Annotated in this window: 24 protein-coding genes and 1 other RNA gene; 16 read left to right on the forward strand and 9 right to left on the reverse strand. The window is 55.9% G+C overall.

All coding sequences use genetic code 11. From position 1 onward, the window contains the following. The first annotated feature begins 154 nt into the window (after nucleotides 1–154). Complete coding sequence (gene sstT / locus F3I20_RS12595; RefSeq protein ID WP_033784084.1) at nucleotides 155–1,387, forward strand: serine/threonine transporter SstT; 1,233 nt, start codon at nucleotides 155–157, stop codon at nucleotides 1,385–1,387. A 342-nt stretch (nucleotides 1,388–1,729) separates the two neighbouring features. On the opposite strand, the gene F3I20_RS12600 is transcribed toward sstT, so the two are convergent. The 5 genes from F3I20_RS12600 to uxaC all read right to left on the reverse strand — a co-directional run bounded on the left by F3I20_RS12600 (nucleotide 1,730) and on the right by uxaC (nucleotide 6,915). Beyond that, nucleotides 1,730–2,038 (reverse strand): CcdB family protein, encoded by a 309-nt coding sequence (locus tag F3I20_RS12600; protein ID WP_150013523.1) that lies wholly within the window; start codon nucleotides 2,036–2,038, stop codon nucleotides 1,730–1,732. Beyond that, nucleotides 2,038–2,277, reverse strand: a complete 240-nt coding sequence (locus F3I20_RS12605; RefSeq protein WP_150037693.1) for a type II toxin-antitoxin system CcdA family antitoxin — start codon at nucleotides 2,275–2,277, stop codon at nucleotides 2,038–2,040. Before F3I20_RS12605 ends, F3I20_RS12600 begins: the two co-directional genes overlap by 1 nt. A gap of 276 nt (nucleotides 2,278–2,553) precedes the next feature. After that, nucleotides 2,554–4,044: a UxaA family hydrolase gene (locus F3I20_RS12610; protein ID WP_150013527.1), complete on the reverse strand. Its 1,491-nt coding sequence runs from the start codon at nucleotides 4,042–4,044 to the stop codon at nucleotides 2,554–2,556. Between the two features lie 4 nt (nucleotides 4,045–4,048). Further along, nucleotides 4,049–5,497: a tagaturonate reductase gene (locus F3I20_RS12615; RefSeq protein WP_150037714.1), complete on the reverse strand. Its 1,449-nt coding sequence runs from the start codon at nucleotides 5,495–5,497 to the stop codon at nucleotides 4,049–4,051. Nucleotides 5,498–5,499: 2 nt separating this feature from the next. Then, on the reverse strand, nucleotides 5,500–6,915 hold the full coding sequence (uxaC, locus tag F3I20_RS12620) for a glucuronate isomerase (protein ID WP_150037692.1): 1,416 nt from the start codon (nucleotides 6,913–6,915) through the stop codon (nucleotides 5,500–5,502). A gap of 399 nt (nucleotides 6,916–7,314) precedes the next feature. Between uxaC and F3I20_RS12625 the strand changes: the two genes are divergently transcribed. The 10 genes from F3I20_RS12625 (at nucleotide 7,315) to F3I20_RS12670 (ending at nucleotide 14,080) form a co-directional block, all read left to right on the forward strand. Beyond that, nucleotides 7,315–8,619, forward strand: a complete 1,305-nt coding sequence (locus F3I20_RS12625; protein ID WP_150037691.1) for an MFS transporter — start codon at nucleotides 7,315–7,317, stop codon at nucleotides 8,617–8,619. A gap of 86 nt (nucleotides 8,620–8,705) precedes the next feature. Then, the gene (gene exuR, locus F3I20_RS12630) at nucleotides 8,706–9,482 is read left to right on the forward strand and encodes a transcriptional regulator ExuR (protein ID WP_150037690.1); all 777 of its coding nucleotides are present in this window, start codon (nucleotides 8,706–8,708) and stop codon (nucleotides 9,480–9,482) included. 322 nt (nucleotides 9,483–9,804) lie between these two features. Beyond that, nucleotides 9,805–10,479, forward strand: coding sequence for a DedA family protein (locus F3I20_RS12635; RefSeq protein WP_098052313.1), 675 nt, complete (start codon nucleotides 9,805–9,807; stop codon nucleotides 10,477–10,479). Continuing rightward, nucleotides 10,479–10,826 carry an EnvZ/OmpR regulon moderator MzrA gene (mzrA, locus tag F3I20_RS12640; protein WP_150013535.1) on the forward strand — a complete coding sequence of 116 codons (348 nt, stop codon included), beginning with the start codon at nucleotides 10,479–10,481 and terminating at the stop codon, nucleotides 10,824–10,826. Before F3I20_RS12635 ends, mzrA begins: the two co-directional genes overlap by 1 nt. Nucleotides 10,827–11,016: 190 nt before the next feature. After that, nucleotides 11,017–11,391 (forward strand): DUF1090 domain-containing protein, encoded by a 375-nt coding sequence (locus tag F3I20_RS12645; protein ID WP_150037689.1) that lies wholly within the window; start codon nucleotides 11,017–11,019, stop codon nucleotides 11,389–11,391. Between the two features lie 35 nt (nucleotides 11,392–11,426). After that, the gene (locus F3I20_RS12650; RefSeq protein ID WP_089414886.1) at nucleotides 11,427–11,732 is read left to right on the forward strand and encodes an ElaB/YgaM/YqjD family protein; all 306 of its coding nucleotides are present in this window, start codon (nucleotides 11,427–11,429) and stop codon (nucleotides 11,730–11,732) included. A 2-nt stretch (nucleotides 11,733–11,734) separates the two neighbouring features. After that, entirely contained in the window at nucleotides 11,735–12,130 is a 396-nt protein-coding gene (locus F3I20_RS12655; protein WP_033733987.1) for a phage holin family protein, read from the forward strand. Then, nucleotides 12,130–12,414, forward strand: a complete 285-nt coding sequence (locus F3I20_RS12660) for a YqjK-like family protein (protein ID WP_150013541.1) — start codon at nucleotides 12,130–12,132, stop codon at nucleotides 12,412–12,414. Before F3I20_RS12655 ends, F3I20_RS12660 begins: the two co-directional genes overlap by 1 nt. Before the next feature lie 201 nt (nucleotides 12,415–12,615). Next, a complete protein-coding gene (locus tag F3I20_RS12665; protein WP_150013632.1) occupies nucleotides 12,616–13,029 on the forward strand; it encodes a DoxX family protein in 414 nt (137 codons plus the stop codon). 76 nt (nucleotides 13,030–13,105) lie between these two features. Further along, complete coding sequence (locus F3I20_RS12670; protein WP_150037688.1) at nucleotides 13,106–14,080, forward strand: glutathione S-transferase family protein; 975 nt, start codon at nucleotides 13,106–13,108, stop codon at nucleotides 14,078–14,080. A gap of 295 nt (nucleotides 14,081–14,375) precedes the next feature. On the opposite strand, the gene rnpB is transcribed toward F3I20_RS12670, so the two are convergent. After that, an RNA gene (gene rnpB / locus F3I20_RS12675) (RNase P RNA component class A) lies at nucleotides 14,376–14,754 on the reverse strand. 33 nt (nucleotides 14,755–14,787) lie between these two features. Beyond that, nucleotides 14,788–15,654 (reverse strand): 16S rRNA (cytidine(1402)-2'-O)-methyltransferase, encoded by an 867-nt coding sequence (rsmI, locus tag F3I20_RS12680; RefSeq protein ID WP_150013545.1) that lies wholly within the window; start codon nucleotides 15,652–15,654, stop codon nucleotides 14,788–14,790. Nucleotides 15,655–15,716: 62 nt separating this feature from the next. Between rsmI and F3I20_RS12685 the strand changes: the two genes are divergently transcribed. Genes F3I20_RS12685 through dolP form a run of 4 tightly spaced genes read left to right on the forward strand, consistent with a single transcriptional unit; the run spans nucleotide 15,717 to nucleotide 19,298 of the window. After that, nucleotides 15,717–17,756 carry a penicillin-binding protein activator gene (locus F3I20_RS12685; protein WP_150037687.1) on the forward strand — a complete coding sequence of 680 codons (2,040 nt, stop codon included), beginning with the start codon at nucleotides 15,717–15,719 and terminating at the stop codon, nucleotides 17,754–17,756. Beyond that, complete coding sequence (locus tag F3I20_RS12690) at nucleotides 17,714–18,109, forward strand: YraN family protein (protein WP_033784093.1); 396 nt, start codon at nucleotides 17,714–17,716, stop codon at nucleotides 18,107–18,109. Before F3I20_RS12685 ends, F3I20_RS12690 begins: the two co-directional genes overlap by 43 nt. Before the next feature lie 14 nt (nucleotides 18,110–18,123). Continuing rightward, entirely contained in the window at nucleotides 18,124–18,711 is a 588-nt protein-coding gene (gene diaA, locus F3I20_RS12695) for a DnaA initiator-associating protein DiaA (protein ID WP_003855538.1), read from the forward strand. Nucleotides 18,712–18,725: 14 nt separating this feature from the next. After that, the gene (gene dolP, locus F3I20_RS12700) at nucleotides 18,726–19,298 is read left to right on the forward strand and encodes a division/outer membrane stress-associated lipid-binding lipoprotein (protein WP_150013549.1); all 573 of its coding nucleotides are present in this window, start codon (nucleotides 18,726–18,728) and stop codon (nucleotides 19,296–19,298) included. A 53-nt stretch (nucleotides 19,299–19,351) separates the two neighbouring features. Here the strand turns inward: dolP and F3I20_RS12705 are convergent, their stop codons facing one another. Next, complete coding sequence (locus F3I20_RS12705; protein ID WP_150013551.1) at nucleotides 19,352–20,056, reverse strand: pirin family protein; 705 nt, start codon at nucleotides 20,054–20,056, stop codon at nucleotides 19,352–19,354. 129 nt (nucleotides 20,057–20,185) lie between these two features. Here F3I20_RS12705 and F3I20_RS12710 point away from each other — a divergent pair, with 129 nt between their 5' ends. Beyond that, on the forward strand, nucleotides 20,186–21,085 hold the full coding sequence (locus F3I20_RS12710; protein WP_013359142.1) for a LysR family transcriptional regulator: 900 nt from the start codon (nucleotides 20,186–20,188) through the stop codon (nucleotides 21,083–21,085). A 22-nt stretch (nucleotides 21,086–21,107) separates the two neighbouring features. On the opposite strand, the gene F3I20_RS12715 is transcribed toward F3I20_RS12710, so the two are convergent. Beyond that, nucleotides 21,108–23,018, reverse strand: coding sequence for a BglG family transcription antiterminator (locus tag F3I20_RS12715; RefSeq protein ID WP_150013553.1), 1,911 nt, complete (start codon nucleotides 23,016–23,018; stop codon nucleotides 21,108–21,110). Between the last annotated feature and the right edge of the window lie 23 nt (nucleotides 23,019–23,041).

Genomic DNA, 23,041 nt, shown 5'->3' on the forward strand with positions numbered 1-23,041 from the left:
TATTCAGCATAATAAAAACCTGACCTGTGCCACAGCGACAGAACTTTCTCTTTTCTCAGCCTGTCATTTCCTTATACTCCGCCGGGCAAACCGTTTTAGCCGATGCAAAACATCGCGTCTGAAACTACATCCGCGACAAAATATAGAAAATATTATGCAGAAAACTCTCTCCGCACGTCTGGGCACGCTGCTCGCCGGAAGCCTGGTGAAGCAAATCATGATTGGGCTGATCGCCGGTGTGGCGCTCGCCTGGATTTCACACGATGCCGCGCTGGCGGTCGGTCTGCTGGGTGAACTGTTTGTCAGTGCGCTGAAAGCGGTTGCGCCATTGCTGGTTCTGGTACTGGTTATTGCCTCAATCGCTAACCATCAGCAGGGCCAGAAGACTAATATCCGGCCAATTATTATGCTCTATCTGCTGAGCACCTTTTTCGCGGCGGTCGTCGCGGTGGTCTTCAGCCATCTGATCCCGCAGACGCTGACGCTGGCGGTAGGCAGTACGGAAATCGTTCCCCCTTCCGGCATTACTGAGGTGTTACGCGGACTGCTGATGAGCATGGTGTCGAATCCGATCACGGCCCTGATGCAGGCTAATTACATCGGCATTCTGGTGTGGGCGATTGGCCTGGGTCTGGCGTTTCGTCACAGCAGTGACAGCACCCGTGCCTTTCTCAATGATGCTTCTGAGGCGGTAACCTGGCTGGTGCGCTGCGTCATCCGCTGTGCGCCTGTCGGTATTTTCGGTCTGGTGGCGTCGATTCTGGCCTCAACCGGCTTTGGCGCGCTGTGGCAATATGCCCATCTGCTGGCGCTGCTGCTGGGCTGTATGGTGCTGATGGCGCTGGTGGTGAACCCGCTGCTGGTCTTCTGGAAAATCCGTCGTAACCCCTATCCGCTGGTCTTCACCTGCCTGCGTGAAAGCGGCGTGACCGCCTTCTTTACCCGCAGTTCTGCCGCCAACATTCCAGTGAATATGGCACTGGCGAAACGTCTGGATCTGGATGAGGATACCTATTCGGTGTCGATTCCGCTGGGCGCGACCATCAGTATGGCGGGTGCGTCGATCACCATTACCGTGCTGACGCTGGCAGCGGTGCATACGCTGGGGATCAGCATTGATGTGCCGACCGCGATTCTGCTGAGTCTGGTGGCGTCACTCTGTGCCTGTGGGGCATCGGGCGTGGCGGGCGGTTCGCTGCTGCTGATCCCGGTGGCCTGCAACATGTTTGGTATTCCAAATGATCTGGCGATGCAGGTGGTGGCCGTGGGCTTTATTATCGGCGTTCTGCAGGATTCAGCGGAAACCGCGCTGAACTCCTCAACCGATATTCTGTTTACCGCCGCCGTCTGTCAGGCAGAAGCGGAGCGCGAAACCAGTCGGGCCTGATTCAGTAATACAAAAAGACGATTAGTCGGTATATAGCCCTGGACGGCTCACAGTAAACCTTTGCGCCTTGCCTGAACCAGTACCGACTGAATTCGATAACTGATGACATTTTTGAATTCTGATTTGGGTCTTACGCCTGTTTCAGGCCTGATAAGCCGATAACAAGAAGGTCGCTTAAATACCTGAATCACCAGGCAATGGGGAGCCGGGCGCGACCTGACGTTTTTGGTATACTGCCCGTCCTTTAAAGCGGGCAGGATTTCAAATGGCGGACACCTCAGGGTGTTATAAACGCGACATGGTTTAACATGTGTCTTAAAACCAGCCCTTTCAGTCAGGTTTTCAGATACCATCAAACAGAAAATCGAGGGCAGATTTTATCACCACCGCCTGACCGCTGATGTTCTCCACGTCTTCTCGTAGCGCCTTTTCCGGTACACTCGCCATTTCGTGGGTCATCATCACGTATTTTTGACCCTCTATGATCAGAATTGGCGTTAGCCGGTCAGCACGTGGCCCTTTGTAGTTCTCATGCGGGAACAGAGGAATAGCCATCCGGGTTTTCCGCCGGCCAATGATGTCGCTCTGAACGTCCAAAACTAATGGGTATATCTCCGCCTTCCCGGTGTTCCTGTAAACGTCAAACTGCATCAGAACGTCCTGTGTTCGTCAGAGAAAAGGCCATGCTCGTCACTGAGCTGGTTCAGATAGTCGATAGCTGCCGCGTTTTCATGTTTCCAGCGTTCTGCTGCGAGAGATTTCAGCTCTGCGCGCACCGCTTTAGCAAGTGTCTGAGAGAAGTTAATCCCTGCTTCACGCGCTTCCAGGGCCAGTTTCGTGTCGATAGTGACGTTGATGTTTTTCGTTGGTTTTGTGGCTACTTTACCCATATAAACCTCCAGCGTGCGTATTGATGTGGGTAGACTACGCACATCAATAGCTCGCAAACAAGGAAAATTGAGCCCAGGCGATCGAAAAGACGTTCCTTTGTGTCTGACATTCTCTTCGCCTTAAAGCGCAGGGAATACGGGCAGAGCAGGAAAGCGGCCCGCCCCCCGGATAAAACGCTATGAGTATTTTTTGAACAACGCAAAGCATGGGTCCTGCAACCGGCCAGATTTTATCAACGATTTGAAACGACCCGCACTCTGGCGGGTCGTTTTTGTTTAGAGCGTTACACCGCTTTTGAAAATCGCCAGCTCGCGGAAATCGTTCTTTTCGTTGTTGGTCGGCTGACCGCTGGCAATCGCCACAATACTGTCGACAAAATCTTCCAGCATCGCCTCCATGCTCATCCCCTCGATCAACCGTCCGGCATTAAAGTCGATCCAGTGCGGTTTCTTCTCCGCCAGCGGCGTGTTGGTCGCCAGCTTCACCGTCGGCACAAAACCTCCATAGGGCGTGCCGCGTCCGGTACTGAACAGCACCATGTGGCAACCGGCTCCGGCCAGCGCACTCGTAGCGACCGCATCATTGCCCGGCGCACTCAGCAGATTCAGCCCCGGCGTTTTTAACCGCTCGCCATACTTCAGCACATCGACCACCTGGCTCTGCCCCGCTTTCTGCGTACAGCCCAGCGACTTCTCCTCCAGCGTGGTGATACCGCCCGCTTTGTTGCCCGGTGAGGGGTTCTCATAGATCGGCTGCTGATGATCGATAAAGTACTGTTTAAAGTCGTTGATCATCGCCACCGTTTTGCCGAAGGTCTCTTCGTCGCGACAGCGGCTCATCAGGATGCGTTCTGCGCCAAACATCTCCGGCACCTCGGTCAGCACGGTGGTGCCGCCATTGGCGATCATCTGGTCTGAGAAACGCCCCAGCAACGGGTTGGCGGTGATACCAGACAAACCATCCGAACCGCCGCACTCCAGACCAAACTTCAGCTCGCTGAGCTTGCCCGGCTCACGCCGGTCATGCCGCATTTTTTCATACAACGCATGCAGACGTTCCAGCCCGGCTTCCACTTCGTCGTCATGCTGCTGGCAGACCATAAAGTCGACCCGGTCGCTTTCAAACGCGCCGAGGGTGTCCCTGAAGGCATCGACCTGATTGTTTTCACAGCCAAGACCAATCACCAGCACTGCGCCCGCGTTGGGATGACGCACCATATTCTGCAGCATGGTGCGGGTGTTTTCGTGGTCCTGCCCCAGCTGCGAGCAGCCGAAGGTGTGGCTGAACAGGAATGCACCGTCAATGCCTTCTGCGTCCTGGGTCTCTTTCAGAAAACGCTGCAGAATCTGACGTGCAATCCCGTTGACGCAGCCAACGGTCGGCAGGATCCACAGCTCATTGCGGATGCCGACTTCGCCACTGGCACGACGGTAGATCTGCACCTCCCGATCACCCGGCTGCGGTGGCAGCGTCGCAAAATCGGGCTGATACGCATACTGATCCAGATCGCTGAGATTAGTACGGGCGTTCTGCGAATGGATGACCTCACCGGCGGCTACAGGCTGTGTGGCATGGGCAATCGGCAGCCCATATTTGATCACCAGCTCATCCTGCGCGATAGGCTGCAGGGCAAATTTATGCCCGCGTCCCACGGCCTGTTGCAGCGCCACGCTTAATGGCGGCAGCTCAATCGTGGTGCCCGCGTCCAGGTCACGTAACGCCACGGCGACGTTGTCGCGGGGATCAATTTTAATTGCGTCTTGCATAGCGTTATCTCAGTTGGCTCAGCGCCTCACGCATTCCGTAGGCGATGATATTTTGCAGGTGTTGGGTGAGCACCGCAGCCAGTCCGGGCTGACGGGTTAAATCTTCGCCCCAGTGTTGCGCGTCGCTGAGCACAGCATGCACCAGCTGTTGCGGCGACATCTGGTCCGCATCAACTGCTTTCCAGGCATCAGCGTAGCGCTGTAACCACCGCGGCTCATCCTGTAATGGCCAGTTTTTTCCGGCTGACTCACCGCGGTAAAAAGCAATCAGCGCCGCCAGCGCAAAGGTGATGTGTGTCGGCCATTCGCCGGTTTGCTGATGCGCGGCAAGCAGTGGCGTCAGCAGACGGGTGCGGAACTTGGTCATGCCGTTGAGAGCAATCGATAGCAGCGCATGACGGATAAACGGATTGCGGAAGCGGCGCTGAACCGCATCGGCAAAGGCGTGCAGTTCGTTTGCGGGCAGATCCAGCGTCGGGATCACGTCGTGACGCAGCAGGTTATCGACAAATCCGGCAATGATCGGATCGGCCATTGCCTCGCCGACGCTTTCAATCCCGGCAAGATACGCCACCGGCACCATCGCGGTATGCGCACCATTGAGGATGGCCACTTTCTGCGCTTTATAGGGCGCAATATCATCCACATGCCGGATCTGTGGCGACAGCGCCGCCAGCTTCAGTTCGCTGAACAGCGCCGAAGGCCCTTGAATCACAAACTGGTAGTAGACTTCGCCCGCCACCAGATAGCGATCTTCATAACCCAGCTCACGTTGCAGCTGCTCACTTTCCGCCGGGAAGCCGGTGACAATGCGGTCCACTAACGTGTTGTAAAATGCACAGTGCTGATGGATCCAGGTTTTAAATTCGGATGGCAGATGCCAGTGGTCGGCATAGCGCAGCACCAGCTCGCGCAGCGTGTCGCCGTTATGGTCAATCAGCTCGCACGGCACCACCAGCCAGCCCCGATCGCTGGCCCCATTGAAGTGTGAATAGCGCCCCCACAGCAGCTGCGTCAGTTTGCCGGGAAAGCTGCTGGCGGGCTGATCGGTGAGCTGGTCTGTGCCGACAAAGGCGATGCCCGCTTCAGTGGTGTTGGAAAAGACCATACGCAGATCGGGATTACGGGCCAGCGCCATAAACTCGCCGAACTGCTGCCAGGGCTGGATTTCACGGTTAACGCTGCGGATCAGCCGTGTTTCGCTGACCTGCTCGCCCTGATCGTTTAGTCCGCGGATCAGCGTGGTGTAGAGACCATCCTGCTGATTCAGGCTGTCGCTGACTTCACGGTTGCGTGGCCGCACCACCACGATACCGGCGTCGATGCCCTGATGTTCATTCAGCCAGTCAATCTGCCAGTCGATAAAGGCGCGCAGGAAGTTGCCTTCGCCGAACTGGATCACCCGGTCACGATAGAGTGCACCCGGAAAGTCGTGGCGGTTTAGCCTTTTCATCATCAGGCTCCCAGCTCGATGCCGAAGTAATCGCGGGCATTGTTGAAGCAGATGTTCTGTACCATCTGGCCTAACAGCGCTTCATCGGCTGGCGCTTCACCCTGCTCCACCCAGCGGCCAATCATCTGACACAGCAGCCGACGGAAATATTCGTGGCGGGTGTAGGAGAGGAAGCTGCGGCTGTCGGTCAGCATTCCGACGAAGCGGCTGAGCAGGCCAATCTGCGCCAGCTGCGTCATCTGACGCTGCATGCCATCCAGCTGATCGTTGAACCACCAGGCTGAACCGAACTGCATTTTGCCCGCCTGGCCTTCGCCCTGGAAGTTACCCGCCATCGTCGCCAGCACTTCGTTGTCGCGCGGATTCAGGCAGTAGAGAATGGTTTTTGGCAGCGCGTTATTGAGATTCTGCGCACCCAGCAGCCGTGCCAGCGGTTCCGCCAGCGGCTGATCGTTGATGGAATCAAAGCCCACATCCGGCCCCAGCAACTGATACTGGCGCGGATTAGTGTTGCGAAGTGCGCCAATATGATACTGCTGCACCCAGCCACGGCGGGCATATTCGCTACCCAGCCAGACCAGTACTGCCGTTTTAAACTGGGCCGTTTCCTGCGGGTTCGGCGCGGCACCACTGCGACGACGCGCCAGGATTGCATCCAGCGTGGCGTCATCCGCCTCGGCATAACAGACGACATCCAGCGCGTGATCGGAGACTTTACAGCCGTGATCCGCAAAGTGATCCAGCCGCTGATGCAGTGCACGGCGCAGATCGTCAAAACGCTGCACGCTGATGTCGGTCAGCTGCTCCAGCGTCGCGATCCACGGCAGGAAGGTTTCGGCTTCGATATTAAAGGCTTTATCCGGACGCCAGCTCGGCAGCACCTTGACACTGAAGCTGGCATCGTCTGCCAGCGCGCGGTGATGGCGCAGATCATCCAGGGGATCGTCGGTGGTGCCGACCATTTTCACCTTCATCTGCTGCATGATGCCGCGCGTGGTAAAGCTATCCTGTGCCAGCAGTTCATTGCAGCGATGCCAGATGCTGTCGGCGGTTTTCTCAGAAAGCAGCGTATCGGTGATGCCGAAAGGCCGGCGTAATTCCAGATGGGTCCAGTGATAGAGCGGGTTGCCGATGGTGTGCGGCACGGTGCGAGCCCAGGCGTCAAATTTTTCACGATCGCTGGCGTTACCGGTACAGAACGCCTCAGCCACACCGTTGGCGCGCATTGCCCGCCATTTGTAGTGATCGCTCTTCAGCCAGATGTCATAAAGGTTAGCGAAACGATAATTTTCGGCAATCTGCTGCGGTGGTAAGTGGCAGTGATAGTCGAAAATCGGCTGATCCTTTGCATAGTCGTGATAGAGACGACGGGCGAATTCGCTATCCAGTAAAAAATCCTCGGTCATGAAACGTGACATACCTGCTTCCTCTTCGACTGAACCCTGAAGGCTAAAAGTTATCATACCAATTTTGATGCATAACGGATTTATTTGCGATCCTGCTCACATAAACGGCGGTAACTGACTGCCGTTATGGACGTTTCTGTCGCCCGCAGCACGCTAAATGGCTGTCATTACGCAGGTTTCCAGTATCCCACAGCGCAGAAAGGGTTTTTGTGATGGCTCTCAACTTTTAAAGTTGTATAACAAGTTAGGCTTTCGCTCCATCATGAGATCGTTAGTGACTCAGATAATGGCAAGGTCATAACAGGGTTGCTCAGACAGAACCTGCGGGCGTGAGCAGAGCTGCATCACGTGCTGTCCCGCTCCAGATAACAACAGCGGCAAAACCGCATACAGAACTGGAAGAGGTAGAGGATGCGTAAGATCAAAGGGTTACGCTGGTACATGATTGGACTGGTGACACTCGGCACGGTATTAGGGTATCTGACCCGAAACACTATTGCTGTGGCGGCCCCGACATTAATGTCAGAGCTGCATATCACCACGCAGCAGTACTCCTACATCATTGCGGCCTATTCAGCCTGCTACACGCTGATGCAGCCGGTAGCAGGCTATGTGCTGGATCTGCTCGGCACTAAAGTCGGCTACGCGGTATTTGCCGTACTGTGGGCGATCTTCTGTGCTGCCACGGCGATGGCGGGCAGCTGGGGCGGCCTGGCTCTGGCGCGGGGTGCCGTCGGTGCGGCTGAAGCGGCGATGATCCCGGCCGGACTGAAGGCGAGCAGTGAGTGGTTTCCGGCCAAAGAGCGTTCGGTCGCGGTAGGCTACTTTAACGTCGGTTCGTCTATCGGTGCGATGCTGGCTCCACCGCTGGTCGTCTGGGCAATCGTGGCGCACAGCTGGCAGATGGCCTTTATCATGACCGGTGTGCTGAGCATGGCGTGGGCACTCTGCTGGCTGGTGTTCTATAAGCACCCGAAACAGCAGAAGAAGCTGAGTGATGAAGAGCGCGACTATATTATCTCCGGTCAGGAAGCGCAGCATCAGACCGGCAACACCCGCAAAATGTCGGCCCTGCAGATTATCCGCAACCGCCAGTTCTGGGGCATTGCGCTGCCGCGTTTTCTGGCAGAACCGGCGTGGGGAACCTTCAACGCCTGGATTCCGCTGTTTATGTTCAAGGTGTACGGCTTCAATCTGAAAGAGATTGCGATGTTCGCCTGGATGCCGATGCTGTTTGCAGATTTTGGCTGCATCCTGGGTGGTTATCTGCCGCCGCTGTTTCAGCGCTGGTTTGGTGTTAATCTGATCGTCTCCCGCAAGATGGTGGTGACAATGGGTGCGGTATTAATGATCGCGCCAGGCACCATCGGGCTGTTTACCAGTCCCTATGTTGCTATCGGTCTGCTGTGCATCGGCGGCTTTGCGCATCAGGCTCTCTCTGGCGCGCTGATCACCCTGTCGTCAGACGTTTTCGGCCGCAATGAAGTTGCGACCGCTAACGGCTTAACCGGCATGGCCGCCTGGACCGCCAGTACTATGTTTGCGCTGGTTGTCGGTGCCCTGGCCGATAAGCTGGGCTTCAGCCCGCTCTTTGCCGCGCTGGCAGTGTTCGATCTGCTGGGTGCTGTCGTTATCTGGACGGTCCTGAAAAATAAACCTGTTGCAGAGCTGAATACTGAAGCGGTTATTCCGCCAGCCAGCGCCGTTCGCAGTTAACCCGCCGGGCTGGCTTACACCAGCCCATTTCCTCGCACGCCCTGAAGTGGTATAACAACTTATCTGTCTGCTACCAGGATTGTGCAATGGACATCACTGAATCCCGTCGACTCTATCAACAGCTTGCCAGCGAGCTGAAAAGCCGCATTGAAACCGGGATCTACCCGGTGGGTGAAAAATTGCCTGCAGAGCGCCTGATTGCCGAAGAGATGGAAGTGAGCCGCACCGTCGTCCGCGAAGCGATCATCATGCTGGAAGTTGAAGGCTATGTTGAGGTTCGCAAAGGATCGGGCATTCATGTTATCGCCAGCCAGCAGCAGAACCGCATCGCCGCCACCAGCAGCCAGCTTGAGTTTGCCACTTTTGGTCCGTTTGAATTACTGCAGGCGCGCCAGCTGATTGAGAGTAACGTGGCGGAATTCGCTGCCACCCAGGTAACGCGTCAGGACATTATCGATCTGATGGCGATCCAGGAAAAAGCCCGCCAGGAGGATCACTTCCGCGACTCCGAATGGGACATGCAGTTTCATGTGCGAATTGCACAATCCACCCAGAACAGTGCCTTAGCCGCCATCGTTGAAAAAATGTGGCTGCATCGTCTGCACAATCCCTACTGGCTTAAACTTCACGAACATATCGACCAGCGCAGCATTCTCAGCTGGTGCGACGACCACGATCAGATTCTTAAAGCCCTGATGCGTAAAGATCCCGCCGCCAGCAAACTGGCAATGTGGCAACATCTGGAAAATACTAAGCAGATGCTGTTTAACGCGACGGCGGATGATTTTGAATTTAACGTGGATCGTTACATGTTTGGTGAAAATCCGGTCATCCTGCCTGATGGGGCCAATAACGCCCGCTAAAAATGCCTGAAAAGACCCTGAGATGGTCAGTTAATCTGCAATAGTGTCAGGTCATGTAAAGCTCCTTTTTACACGCCGTTTCACAAGGTAAAACTCCTGTTTGCCAGAGAGTTTTCCTGTCTCAGACAGGCGATTTTTGTTACAGTTATCGCCCTTTTATTACCCTTTGCGACAGGGTTTTATAAAGTCGCTGATTTAACAATCAATTCTGGAAGGATCCGGAAACCCCCGCCAGGCTGCGCTCCTAAAATTTATAACGACATGCCAGTCTGCGTTTAAGTCCCTGTGGGACATGTTTAACAATGATGTTCAGGAATGATTGATGGATATTTTGCAAGCGTTGCTGCATGCCCTGTGGCAACAGGACTACGAAACTCTCTCTGACCCCACGCTGGTATGGGCCATTTACGGCGTGCTGTTTATGATTTTGTTTTTAGAAAATGGTCTTCTTCCTGCCGCATTTCTGCCAGGTGACAGTCTGCTGATTCTGGTCGGCGTTCTGATTGCCAAAGGCACCATGAGTTTCCCGTTAACGATTCTGGTTCTAACCACCGGAGCCAGCCTTGGCTGCTGGGTGAGCTACATTCAGGGCCGCTGGCTGGGCAATACGCCCACGGTACAGAAATGGCTCTCTCACCTTCCCGCCCAGTATCATCTACGCGCGCACAGTCTGTTCCATCGCCATGGTCTGTCTGCCCTGTTGATAGGCCGCTTTATCGCCTTTGTGCGAACGCTACTGCCGACCATCGCCGGGTTATCAGGCCTCAGTAATGCCCGCTTTCAGTTCTTCAACTGGGTGAGTGCTTTCCTATGGGTGGTCATTCTGACCGTTATCGGCTTTGCGCTGGGTAAAACCCCCATTTTCCGTCGTTACGAAGATGAGATGATGTTCTTCCTGATGATGCTGCCACTGGCGCTGCTGGTCTTTGGTCTGGTGGGATCGCTGGTCGTGTTATGGCGTAAGCGTCAGGCGAATCAGAACGGGAAAGCCGAGTAATGAAACTGCTGCAGGCTATTCCTAAACGGTGGATACCGTGGTTGATTGCTGGCGCGCTTGCGCTGACCGCGCTTTCTGTGGTTCCTCCTCTGATGCAGCACGAGACAGTCGTGCAGATTCGGGTTTCTCATGCTGGCGCAACGCTGCCTGATGGCTTTTATCTCTATCAGCAATTAAGCGCGCAGGGTATTCGTATCAAAAGCATTACTCCTGCCGGTGACGCACTGATTATCCATTTTGACAGCGAAGAGCAGAGTCTGGCCGCACAAAAGGTATTGCGCCGCCTGTTGCCGCAGGGCTTTATCGTGGCCCAGCACGATCACGCTCAGCACCTCTCTCTGGCGTAATCAGCCCCTCTCTTTGCTTTCAGGCCGCCGCGACAGGATGTGGCGGTCTGAAAGGCGCTCTATCTCCCGGTCTTCTTTGAACTTTTTACTATCGATGTCTATGCTTAACTGAGAGTCGATTCTTAGCATCCGCAGGCATAACATTACGCGTATGATGAGCAATCAGGTCGCAATGGAAGGTTCAGGACCGATGAAATATCAAGTATTACTGGGCGTCGCGCTGCTTTCGCTGTCGGGTTCGCTGCTGGCGGCAGAATCGCTTTGTGAACAAAAAGAGCAGGATATTCAGCGTGAAATCGGGATGGCACAGAAGCATAACAACCAGCGCCGGGTTAACGGCCTGGAGCGCGCCCTGACTGAAGTCCGGGCTGATTGCAGTGATAAAAAGCTGGAAGCGGCCCATCTGGAAAGAATTAATGCTCAGAAGCAGAAAGTGGCGGAGCGTGAGCACGCACTCAGGGAAGAGCGTGAAGAGGGCCATGACAGGGAGAAGACTGCCAGGCAACAACAAAAACTGGATGAAGCGCGCCGGGAGCTGAAAAAGTTACAGGCGGAGCCCTATTGATCGGAATTAACCAACTGATGTTAAAGGAGTATTTTATGTCTAAAGACACATCATCGGAACATTTGCGTGCTGAACTGAAAAACCTTGCCGATACCCTGGAAGAAGTGCTGAGCAGCAGCACCGAAAAATCCAAAGGCGAGCTGGATAAACTTCGCAATAAAGCGCGTGTGGCGCTGGATAGCTCTCGTGAGCGTCTGGGCGAATCAGGCGAGCGCATCGCTGCAACTACGCGCGAAGCCGCGCAGAAAGCCGAAGGCTACGTGCGTGAAAATCCATGGCATGGTGTGGGTATCGGTGCAGCGATTGGCGTCGCACTCGGCATGCTCATTTCGCGTCGCTAACCATGGCTGACTCACAGCAGAACCACGGCCCGGCAAAAGGGGTCATTAACATCGGCCAGCGTATCGTTACCACCCTGGTTGGCATGGTTGAGACACGCGTTCGTCTGGCAGTGGTGGAACTGGAGCATGAGAAAGCGAATCTGATACAGATGCTGTTGATGATTGGCCTGACCATGTTGTTCACTGCATTTGGTCTGATGAGCCTGATGGTCCTGATCATCTGGGCAGTGGATGCACAATATCGTCTGATGGCGATTGGCATCACGACCGGTACGCTGTTTTTGCTGGCGGTTATTTTCGGGCTCTGGACGCTTCACAAATCACGTCAGTCCACGCTGTTGCGCCACACGCGCAAAGAGCTGGAAACAGATCGGAATTTGCTTGAGGACCAGCGCTGATGAGCCGCCGCGAGCGTGAAGAACGCATCCATGAACTGCTTAAGCATGTGCAGCAGCAGCGGCTGGATTTAAGCGCTGCGCGGCGTGACTGGCTGGAAGGCACCGCCCACTACGATCGCGGCTGGTTTACTTTCCTCAGCTTACGTCGCTATCTGGCCATCGGCAGCAGCGCCCTGGCTGTTTACTCCATTCGCAGTCCCAACAAGCTGTTACGCTGGGCTAAGCGGGGATTCGGTGCCTGGAGCACCTGGCGCATGATCAAGTCTGCTCTGCCCCCGCGTTAATCCTGTTTAAAGCCGGTCCTGAAAAAGCCGGCTTTCTTCATCAGAATTTCTGAAGAACACTGACAGTATATCTCGCTTACAACCTTTCCACGCCGCGATTATCATCTCCAGCTATCAACCCAATGAATGCAGAACTGCTTTCAGCGGGCATAAACCCTGCGGGCAGCCTGCCCTGCATTCCTGATAGCGCTGGAGTAAATGATGAAAAAATTCGAAGACGTTGGTTTATTAGTGGCTCGCATCCTGATGCCAATCCTGTTCATTACGGCCGGCTGGGGCAAAATCACCGGTTATGCAGGTACTCAGCAATATATGGAAGCGATGGGCGTCCCTGGCTTTATGCTGCCGCTGGTTATCCTGCTGGAGTTTGGCGGCGGTCTGGCGATTCTGTTCGGTTTCCTGACCCGTTTTACTGCCCTGTTCACCGCCGGCTTTACTATCCTGACCGCGTTTCTGTTTCACAGTAACTTCGCAGAAGGCGTAAACCAGCTGATGTTCATGAAGAACCTCTCTATCGCCGGTGGTTTCCTGGTGTTAGGTCTGGTGGGCCCAGGTGCATACAGCCTTGATCGCCTGATCAGCAAAAGAAAACCACAGGCAGCAATTGCGCGCTAGTCTCACATAAAGCGTATTGCCACATATAATTAACAGGGCGGGGACATTTCCCCGCCCTGTTTGCATTGGAGCCATTATGGGACAGTTAATTGACGGTGTCTGGCATGACACCTGGTACGACACCAAATCTACCGGCGGACGTTTCAAGCGTTCAGAATCGGCTTTTCGCAACTGGGTAACGCCGGATGGCAGCGCTGGTCCGGTAGGGAAAGCGGGATTTGCCGCTGAGCGCGATCGCTATCATCTCTATGTCTCGCTGGCCTGCCCCTGGGCGCACCGCACGCTGCTGATGCGTCAGTTGAAAGGTCTGGATAACATGATCGACGTCTCCGTGGTGCATCCGCTGATGCTGGAGAACGGCTGGACCTTCGATGATACTTTTCAGGATGCCACTGGCGATAAGCTCTACCAGAATGAGTTCCTCTATCAGCTCTATCTGCACGCCGATCCGCAATACAGTGGTCGCGTGACCGTGCCGGTATTGTGGGACAAACAGCAGAATACTATCGTCAGCAATGAGTCGGCGGATATCATCCGCATGTTCAACAGTGCGTTTGATGCAGTGGGTGCCCGTGCCGGTGACTACTATCCCGAAGCGCTGCGCGAAAAGATTGATGAGCTGAATGGCTGGATCTACGACACCGTGAACAACGGCGTCTATAAGTCAGGCTTCGCCACGTCGCAATCCGCGTACGATGAGTCCGTCACGGCGCTGTTCCATTCGTTGTCGCGGCTGGAGCAGATCCTGGGCCAGCATCGCTACCTCACTGGCGATCAGCTGACCGAAGCGGATCTTCGCTTGTGGACCACGCTGGTGCGCTTTGATCCGGTCTATGTGACCCACTTCAAATGTGATCGTCACCGGATCGGTGATTACAGAAACCTCAGCGGTTTCCTGCGTGATATCTATCAGATGCCGGGCATTGCTGAGACGGTCAACCTGCCGCATATCCGCCATCACTACTACTGCAGCCACAAGACCATCAACCCGAATGGCGTGATTTCGCTGGGCCCGGCGTTTGACTGGGATGAGCCGCACGGCCGCGGCTAAAGCCTCTCTGTTGTTAGCTTCCTCAACCTGAATCTGGTCGCAATGACCAACTCAACACGCTGGGAACAGGGTCAGAAGAGGAAAGCGTCCCGCGCCATGGACGGCGCGGGCCGAGCGGCCAGGGATTGGCTTAAGCGACTTTCCGATCTGACCCTGTTTCCTGCGCGTGCGCGATCTCAAAGCTAATCATCCATCGCACTCTTATATAATAATATGTGTCGTGGACAGTCATTCATCGCTATCCGCACGTTGACCACAAAGCAAAAACCCCGCCGAAGCGGGGTTTTTGGTAAAAAGTCGAAGCTGACCGTTAAGCCGGGTTCTGTCGTGGACAGTCATTCATCTAGGCCAGCAATCGCTCACTGGCTCAAGCAGCCTACCCGGGTTCAGTACGGGCCGTACCTTGTGAACCCCTATTTGGCCTTGCTCCGGGTGGAGTTTACCGTGCCACGAACTGTTGCCAGTCGCGCGGTGCGCTCTTACCGCACCCTTTCACCCTTACCTGATCCCATTTCTGGGCCATCGGCGGTTTGCTCTCTGTTGCACTGGTCGTAGGCTTGCGCCTCCCAGGCGTTACCTGGCACCCTGCCCTATGGAGCCCGGACTTTCCTCCCCTCTGCCCGTCTCCCCACAAGTGAGGACGACGACAAAGCGGCGACTGTCTGGTCAGCTTCGGCGCAGGATAATAGGCGATTCGCCAGCGTTTGTCACGCCTCTTGCTGCTCCAGCGCATACTTATAAAGAGCGTTTTTCTTCACGCTGTGGATCTCAGCGGTCAGCGCAGCCGCGCGCTTCAGTGGCAGCTCTTTTTGCAGCAGCGCCAGCGTACGCAGCGCATCGGCCGGTAACGCGTCTTCGTCATCGACCTTGTGCCCTTCAACAATCAGCACCATTTCGCCTTTACGTCGATTCTCATCTTCTTTAACCCAGGCCAGCAGTTCGCCAACCGGTGCACCGTAAATTGACTCCCAGGTCTTGGTCAGCTCGCGCGCCAGCACAACGTACCGTTCAGCACCCAGTTCACTCACCATATCCTGCAGACTGTCGATCAGACGATGGGTCGACTCATAGAAAATCAGCGTGCGTGGCTCCTGCACCAGCGCCCGCAGCGCATCGCAGCGGCCTTTGGTTTTAGCGGGCAGAAACCCTTCGTAACAGAAACGATCGGATGGCAGTCCTGCAGCACTTAACGCGGCAATGGCGGCACAGGCACCGGGCAGCGGCACGACGCGGATGCCCGCTTCACGGCAGCGACGCACCAGATGGTAGCCCGGATCGTTGATTAGCGGCGTGCCAGCATCGGAAACTAAGGCTATGCTTTGACCCTCCTTCAGCTTCGTTAACAGCAGTTCAGCCTTGTGCTGCTCGTTGTGGTCATGAAGTGAGAAGAGTCGCGCATTGATGGCGAAATGTTGTAGCAACAGCCCGGTATGACGTGTATCTTCCGCAGCGACCAGATCGACGCTCGAAAGCACCGTCAGCGCCCGCTGGGTGATATCACCCAAATTACCAATCGGGGTTGGAACGATGTAGAGCGTGCTGGCAGAAATCTCTGCCCGATCGAGTTGTTTCATTGTTTCATCCGAATTGCCGATTTAATATTGAGCATCTTGAAAAAAACATCACTGGATACAGTATGCTTCCTTCAAAAGTCGTTCGTCATAAAGCAGGACGCTTTCTGCCTGTCATTCTTGCTGGGCTGATTTTAGCCGCATGTAGCGGTCAGGGGCCGCAAACCTCAACCGTCAATATTCAGGGGCCAGTCACCGCCAGCTCCGCTTACTATCTGCAGCAAGCGCAGCAAAGCAGCGATGATAGCAAGACCGACTGGCAATTACTCGCAATCCGCGCCCTGTTGAAGGAAGGAAAGTATCCTGAAGCGACTCAGCAACTGAGTCAGTTACCGCAGCAGCTCTCAGAGACGCAGCAACAGGAATCCCTGCTGCTGAAAGCGCAATTACTGATTTCACAGCAGAAAACCAAAGAGGCTGAACCCCTGTTAGCACAGGTGAAAACCGGTTCGCTGTCGCAGGATCAGCTGGCACGTTATTACAGCCTGCAGATCGCCAGCGCCCAGGGTCGCCCTTCACTCTCACTGCTGCGCACCTATATTGCGCAGGAGCCGCTGCTGAAAGGCACCGATCATCAGGCCAACATTGACGCCACCTGGCAGACACTGACGCAGATGTCGCCACAGGAGGCTAGCAACCTGGTGATTAATGCCGACGAAAATGTGCTGCAGGGCTGGCTCGATCTGCTCGCGGTCTGGCGCGCCAATGCCCAGGATGCGGAGATGCTGAAGTCAGGCATCAAAGACTGGCAGACCCGCTATCCACAGAACCCGGCGGCCAAAACGCTGCCGACGCAGCTGAGCCAGATGCAGAACTACACCAAAGCCTCTACCAGCATCATCGCGCTGTTGCTGCCGCTGAATGGTCAGGCGCAGGTGTTCGCGAATGCGATTCAGAAAGGCTTTAACGACGCGAAGAATGGCGTAACCGCGCCGGTCGCCCAGCCAGCTGCTGCAGATGCGACGGCCAGCACGCAACCTGCCGCTGTAGCGGGATCGGCGGCCGATCCCATCAGCGCGCCGCAGCAGTCTGCTGACACCACAACACAGCCTCAGTCACAGCCCGAGTCACAGCCCGAGTCACAGCCCGAGTCCCAGCCAGCTGCAGCCGCACCGGCCAGCAACGCCCAGATCAAGGTTTATGACACCAGTAGCCAGCCTATTGAGCAGGTTATGCAGCAGGCCCAGCAGGATGGCGCAACTATCGTGGTCGGCCCGCTGCTGAAGAGCAACGTTGAGAAGGTCGCCAACAGCCAGACGCCACTGAATGTGCTGGCGCTTAATGAGCCGGAAAAGATCCAGAACCATCCGAATATTTGCTACTTTGCGCTTTCTCCTGAAGACGAAGCGCGCGATGCCGCGCACCATATCTGGGATCAGGGCAAACGCCAGCCGCTGTTGCTGGTGCCGCGCAGCGGACTGGGCGATCGCGTGACCAACGCTTTTGCTCAGGAGTGGCAGACGCTGGGTGGCAGCACCGTCATGCAGCAACGCTTTGGCTCGACATCTGAGCTGAAACAGGGCATCAACAGCGGTGCGGGCATCAGCTTATCGGGTACGCCTGTGAACACGGTACCTGCCGAGCCGCAGGGTGTTTCAATTGCAGGCCTGACCATTCCGGCACCACAACAGAGCACGCCAGATGTGGTCAGCACCAGCAGCGGTGGCGGCGTCGATGCGGTCTACATCGTCTCTACGCAGGATGAACTGCAGCTGATCAAACCTATGATCGCCATGCGCACCGGTAGTCGCAGCAACATTTCGCTCTATGCCAGCTCGCGCAGCGCGCAGGCGGGTGCCGGCCCGGACTTCCGTCTGGAAATGGATGGCCTGCAGTTCAGCGATATTCCGCTGCTCTCCGGCAGCAACCCTGGCCTGATGCAGCAGACGTCGAAGTCATTCAATAATGACTACTCACTGGTGCGTCTCTATGCCATGGGTATGGATGCCTGGATGCTGGCGAATCACTTCAACCAGATGCGTCAGTCTCCTGGCTTCACGCTGGATGGCAATACCGGCAAGCTCAGCGCCGACACGGATTGTGTGATCAACAGGAAGTTGACATGGAACCAGTATCGTCGGGGCGAAATCGCACCGGCCAACTAAATCGCCGTCAGATTGGTGCCGGGCATGAAGAAGATGCCCGGCGCTATCTGGAGCAGGCAGGCCTGATATGGGTCGCCAGCAATGTTCACTTTCGTAATGGTGAACTTGACCTGATTATGCGTGACGGGCACTGTTGGGTGTTTGTTGAAGTTCGCTACCGGCGCGATGCGCGTTATGGTGGCGCACTCGCCAGCGTTACCCGGAATAAACAACAAAAGCTGCTGCGCGCTGCCGCTCTCTGGCTGGCGCAACGCGGCGGCAGTTTTGAAACAGTGAATTGCCGTTTCGACATCATCGCCATTACCGGCACGGCGCTCGAGTGGCTGCCGAATGCCTTTAATGCAGACGTTTAGAACCAGGTGGTCGTGTGCAGGAAAGAATTAAAGCGTGTTTTACCGAAAGTATTCAAACCCAGATTGCCGCAGCCGAGGCGTTGCCCGATGCTATCTCACGCGCGGCCATGACGCTGGTGCAGTCGCTACTGAATGGCAATAAAATCCTGAGCTGTGGTAACGGCGCTTCATCCGCCAATGCCCAGCACTTCGCCGCCAGCATGATCAACCGTTTTGAGACCGAACGCCCCAGCTTACCGGCGCTGGCCTTAAGTGCAGACAACGTGATGCTGACCGCGATTGGTAACGACCGTCTGCATGACGAAATTTATGCCAAGCAGGTTCGCGCACTGGGACACGCAGGCGATGTATTACTGGCTATCTCAACCCGGGGCAACACCCGCGATATCGTTAAGGCCGTCGAAGCGGCGGTAACACGCGATATGACTATCGTTGCGCTGACCGGGTATGATGGCGGAGAGCTCGCCGGACTGCTGGGGCCGCAGGATGTGGAAATCCGCATTCCGTCGCACCGCAGCGCCCGTATCCAGGAGATGCATATGCTCACCGTAAATTGCTTATGCGATCTGATCGATAACACTCTCTTTCCCCATCAGGAATGACCGAAGGAGCACGAATGAAAGCATTGAATGCTGTAGCTATTCTGTTAACCGCCATGCTGCTGCAGGGCTGTGTTGCGGTTGTGGCTGGCGGCGCAGCCGTTGCCACCAAAACGGCGACCGATCCCCGCTCGGTAGGTACGCAGGTTGATGACGGCACCCTGGAGCTGCGCGTCACTAACGCGCTGGCGAAAGATCAGCAGATTAAAACCGATGCACGCGTCATCGCCACGGCTTATCAGGGCAAAGTGCTGCTGACCGGTCAGGCACCTTCGCAGGAGATCGCCAATCGTGCCAAACAGATCACCATGGGCGTCGATGGCGCAACCGAAGTTTATAACGAGATCCGTATCGGCCAGAAAGTGACGCTGGGCACCACGTCGTCCGACACCTGGATTACCACTAAAATCCGCTCGCAGCTGCTGGGCAGCGATCAGGTGAAATCCTCCAACGTGAAAGTGACGACAGAGAATGGCGAAGTGTTCCTGCTGGGTCTGGTGACGCAACAGGAAGCGCAGGCCGCGGCGGATGTTGCCAGCCGCGTTAGTGGCGTGAAGCACGTCACTACGGCCTTCACCATGCTGAAGTAACCGGTAAAAACGCAAAAAAGGCGGCCCTGGCCGCCTTTTTTATTGCCCGATTTTCAGACCGGAATGTCGATAACCAGCGCGCGGGTCGCGGTTTTTGCGGTCAGCTGCAACTGCTTCTCTTCCTGTAAAAAGGCACCATCGCCACAGCCCAGCTTCTCCTGATGATCCGTGCCGGACATCGCCTCCAGCGAACCATGAATCGACTGCAGATAGGCTCGTGGCCCCTGTATCGGCAGCGAGTAATGTTCGCCCGGTGCCAGCTCGATCTGATGGATCCACACCTGCTGACGCAGTTGCAGACTGTCGTCCACGCCATCCGGCGAGGCGATTAGCTGAGACACGCGACCTTCCGTCAGGGCTATTTTCTGCATCCGCAGATTTTCACGCTCCGGACAGGCGGCCAGCCAGAGCTGCATGCGTGTCAGCGGGCGCTCTTTGCTCAGATTAATTTCGGTGTAACTCACTCCGGGCTGAGCAGAGAGCAGCAGCGCTTCCCCTTCACGCACGCTGATGGTGTTGCCTTCGCTGTCGCGGTATTCAGCTTCACCCTGCAGCACGATATTCAGCACATCGACCTGAGGATAAGTGCGCGGCTGAAAAGCGGCACCCGGTGCCAGCACTTCCTGGTTCAGTACGCGCAGCGACGCGTAACCCATCAGTTTGGGATCAAAATAGTGGCCAAAAGAGAAACTGTAGCGGCCCTGCAACCAGCCGAAATCGGCCTGACCACAGGCGGACGCACTGCGTGTCGTTATCATTATTTACCTCCGGCATCCGGTGACAAGGATCGGCCACGGACTTTATGCACCCATGGTAAAAGTCTGGACGCCGGATTGTTAGCCAGTTAATCTGCCCGGCATGTTCAAATTTCCTGACAGAGAACCGGGATGGCTAAAGAGCGTGCGTTAACCCTTGAATCGTTACGCGTGATGGATGCGATTGATCGCCGTGGCAGTTTTGCCGCGGCAGCCGATGAACTGGGGCGCGTGCCTTCCGCCCTCAGCTACACCATGCAGAAGCTGGAAGAGGAGCTGGATGTGGTGCTGTTTGACCGCTCTGGCCACCGCACCAAATTTACCAACGTAGGGCGCATGCTGCTGGAGCGTGGCCGGGTACTGCTGGAAGCGGCCGACAAGCTCACCACCGATGCGGAAGCGCTGGCGCGTGGCTGGGAAACCCATCTGACCATTGTTACCGAAGCGCTGGTGCCCATTGATGCACTGTTTCCACTGGTGACCCGTCTGGCTGACAAAGCCAACACGCAGTTTTCGCTGGTCACGGAAGTGCTGGCAGGTGCATGGGAACGACTGGAACAGGGTCGCGCCGATATCGTGATTGCCCCCGATATGCACTTCCGCGCCTCCACCGAGATCAATACCCGCAAGCTCTACACCATGATGAGCGTCTACGTCGCCAGTGCGGATCACCCGATTCATAACGAGCCGGAACCGCAGTCTGAAGTGACGCGGGTGAAATACCGTGGCATTGCAGTCGCGGATACCGCGCGCGAGCGTCCGGTGCTGACTGTGCAGTTGCTGGATAAGCAGCAGCGCCTGACCGTGAGCAGCATGGACGATAAGCGCCGTGCGCTGCTGGCAGGTCTGGGCGTGGCAACCATGCCCTATTCATTAGTCGAGCAGGATATTGCTGAAGGTCGTCTGCGGGTAGTGAGTCCGGAGTATACCCGCGAGGTCGATATTATTATGGCGTGGCGACGTGACAGCATGGGCGAAGCCAAATCCTGGTGCCTGCGCGAGATCCCGCGCCTGCTGGCGAAGAAAAACTAATTTTCATGGTTTCAGGGCGAGGTTAAGACCGGCTCAGGCAATCCATCGCCACCGCCCTGAAGCTGTTAAAATCGCTGCTGTCCCGGAGACGGGTCATCGCCCGTTCACGCAGGAACGTCACAAACAGATCGTATATCGCCATCGCCTCTTCATATTCACTTTTGCTGATCGCCAGCAGGAAGATGACATAGGCGGTATCGTCTCCCCACGTGATGCCATGCGGTGCCAGTACGGTATAGACCACCGTTTTCTTTGCCAGCAGTCCCAGTGAGTGCGGCAGCGCAATCCCTTCGCCGAGCATGGTGCTGACAATCGCTTCACGCTCTTCAACCGACGGATAGAACGCCGCATCCACAAAGCCCTCAGTCTCCAGCTGATCGCACAGCTGACGGAACAGTTCAGACTGGGTCATCGGCCCGTCGACGATATGAAAGTGCTGGGCATCAAAAAATTTCGCCAACATGTAGGGCCGGGTCCGGTCAACCAGCACCAGCTTGCCAATTTGCTCCAGCTGAAAACCAGTGGGAAACGGTGACATCACCACCACCGGTTTCTCTTTTTCACTGAGCCGGATGGTCGAGATAACAAAATCCTCGTCAATACGGCTGCGCGCCTCATATTCGCGCTGTGACAGGCGTGCCGTGACCTGTAACTGCGGGTATTTACGCAGCAGCATTGCCTCAATCATGCGCAGCGTAGAGTTACCGCTGTCGCACACCAGCAGCACCTGCGGATGACGCTGATAGCCGACGTCATAGTGGCGCTCCAGCCCGACGCCAATATGCAGCACCAGAAAGCCGATCTCATTTTCGGAGATAACATATGGGGTATATTTCCCCCAGCTGGTTACCGCCGCTAAGGTGACATCGTAGGCCATCGGATAGTGCTGCTTGATGTTGCTGAGCAGCGGGTTGGGAATGTGGATCTGATAGCGCACCCGGGTAATCATGGTTTTGATGTGGGTAAGCAGATCGGCACGTAGCTGCTGATCAGCTTGCAGATTGAAGTTGTAATGCGTGTTGATAAAGCTGAGCAGGTAATCCACCAGCGCGTCGGCGTCATCGGCATTAATAGCGCTGGGGGCGATCGCCTGAATGCGCCGGGCTGCAATGTTGATCCGCAGCCAGTTCTCTTCTGCCGGTGAAATCGGTTTGCTGACCAGCGGGCGCATCAGATTAATCAGCTGATGCGCCGCTTCCCGAACGTCATCACCAATCTCCTCGGCACCCGAATCGTTAAGCGGGTAGCCTTCGCTGATGCGACGTACCGCCACTGCGCAGTAAAGCTGCAGATAGCGTTCACCCTCATCGCTAAGGCGGATAGTGTGTTCAGCAAAGCAGCGTTGCAGCAGCGGCTGGAGGGTTTCCAGCATGCCGCTGTTGAGCGCTTCAATGGTCAGCAGCGGACTCTCTGGCTGCGCCTGATCGATTTGCCATAGCAGATCGGTGAGACAGGTCCGAATCGCCACTTCGCTGCCGAACAGTTTCATGCCGTAGTGTGGCTTACTCTCGATAGTGAGGTGATAGCGCCCCAGCCATTCGCGTACTTCTGCCATATCGTTCTGCAGGGTGGCGCGGCTGACAAACCACTCTTCGGCCAGCTCTTCAAGTTTCAGCGAATAAGCCGCAGTGAGAAAGCGAGTGAGCAGGTAGCGAACCCGGTCTGGCGAGGTGCGTGGCACCCGCAGCGGCGACGCGGTGTGCTGCTGCAGATGCTGAAAGCGCTGAGCATCCTCAATCTTCAGCTGATAGCCCGCGCCACGGCTCAGGATAAACTGCGCGCCATGCTCTGCCAGCAGCGCATTCAGCGCCGTGATATCGGTGCGCACAGTGCGGGTCGAGACGGCAAAACGCCGCGCCAGCTCATCCTGAGGCAGCGTTTCGTTTTGCAGGGCATCGAACAGTTGCGCAAGGCGCTGATTAGGAAATCTCACAAGCGTTACCTGTTTGCAGACAG

It is taken from the genome of Candidatus Pantoea gossypiicola (assembly GCF_008632075.1).
Classification (GTDB): Bacteria; Pseudomonadota; Gammaproteobacteria; order Enterobacterales; family Enterobacteriaceae; genus Pantoea; species Pantoea gossypiicola.

Excerpts from the sequence above, each read along its gene's own strand:
- sstT (WP_033784084.1), top strand. The coding sequence starts at position 155 with ATGCAGAAAACTCTCTCCGCACGTCTGGGCACGCTGCTCGCCGGAAGC.
- F3I20_RS12600 (WP_150013523.1), bottom strand. The coding sequence starts at position 2,038 with ATGCAGTTTGACGTTTACAGGAACACCGGGAAGGCGGAGATATACCCA.
- F3I20_RS12605 (WP_150037693.1), bottom strand. The coding sequence starts at position 2,277 with ATGGGTAAAGTAGCCACAAAACCAACGAAAAACATCAACGTCACTATC.
- F3I20_RS12610 (WP_150013527.1), bottom strand. The coding sequence starts at position 4,044 with ATGCAAGACGCAATTAAAATTGATCCCCGCGACAACGTCGCCGTGGCG.
- F3I20_RS12615 (WP_150037714.1), bottom strand. The coding sequence starts at position 5,497 with ATGAAAAGGCTAAACCGCCACGACTTTCCGGGTGCACTCTATCGTGAC.
- uxaC (WP_150037692.1), bottom strand. The coding sequence starts at position 6,915 with ATGTCACGTTTCATGACCGAGGATTTTTTACTGGATAGCGAATTCGCC.
- F3I20_RS12625 (WP_150037691.1), top strand. The coding sequence starts at position 7,315 with ATGCGTAAGATCAAAGGGTTACGCTGGTACATGATTGGACTGGTGACA.
- exuR (WP_150037690.1), top strand. The coding sequence starts at position 8,706 with ATGGACATCACTGAATCCCGTCGACTCTATCAACAGCTTGCCAGCGAG.
- F3I20_RS12635 (WP_098052313.1), top strand. The coding sequence starts at position 9,805 with ATGGATATTTTGCAAGCGTTGCTGCATGCCCTGTGGCAACAGGACTAC.
- mzrA (WP_150013535.1), top strand. The coding sequence starts at position 10,479 with ATGAAACTGCTGCAGGCTATTCCTAAACGGTGGATACCGTGGTTGATT.
- F3I20_RS12645 (WP_150037689.1), top strand. The coding sequence starts at position 11,017 with ATGAAATATCAAGTATTACTGGGCGTCGCGCTGCTTTCGCTGTCGGGT.
- F3I20_RS12650 (WP_089414886.1), top strand. The coding sequence starts at position 11,427 with ATGTCTAAAGACACATCATCGGAACATTTGCGTGCTGAACTGAAAAAC.
- F3I20_RS12655 (WP_033733987.1), top strand. The coding sequence starts at position 11,735 with ATGGCTGACTCACAGCAGAACCACGGCCCGGCAAAAGGGGTCATTAAC.
- F3I20_RS12660 (WP_150013541.1), top strand. The coding sequence starts at position 12,130 with ATGAGCCGCCGCGAGCGTGAAGAACGCATCCATGAACTGCTTAAGCAT.
- F3I20_RS12665 (WP_150013632.1), top strand. The coding sequence starts at position 12,616 with ATGAAAAAATTCGAAGACGTTGGTTTATTAGTGGCTCGCATCCTGATG.
- F3I20_RS12670 (WP_150037688.1), top strand. The coding sequence starts at position 13,106 with ATGGGACAGTTAATTGACGGTGTCTGGCATGACACCTGGTACGACACC.
- rsmI (WP_150013545.1), bottom strand. The coding sequence starts at position 15,654 with ATGAAACAACTCGATCGGGCAGAGATTTCTGCCAGCACGCTCTACATC.
- F3I20_RS12685 (WP_150037687.1), top strand. The coding sequence starts at position 15,717 with ATGCTTCCTTCAAAAGTCGTTCGTCATAAAGCAGGACGCTTTCTGCCT.
- F3I20_RS12690 (WP_033784093.1), top strand. The coding sequence starts at position 17,714 with ATGGAACCAGTATCGTCGGGGCGAAATCGCACCGGCCAACTAAATCGC.
- dolP (WP_150013549.1), top strand. The coding sequence starts at position 18,726 with ATGAAAGCATTGAATGCTGTAGCTATTCTGTTAACCGCCATGCTGCTG.
- F3I20_RS12705 (WP_150013551.1), bottom strand. The coding sequence starts at position 20,056 with ATGATAACGACACGCAGTGCGTCCGCCTGTGGTCAGGCCGATTTCGGC.
- F3I20_RS12710 (WP_013359142.1), top strand. The coding sequence starts at position 20,186 with ATGGCTAAAGAGCGTGCGTTAACCCTTGAATCGTTACGCGTGATGGAT.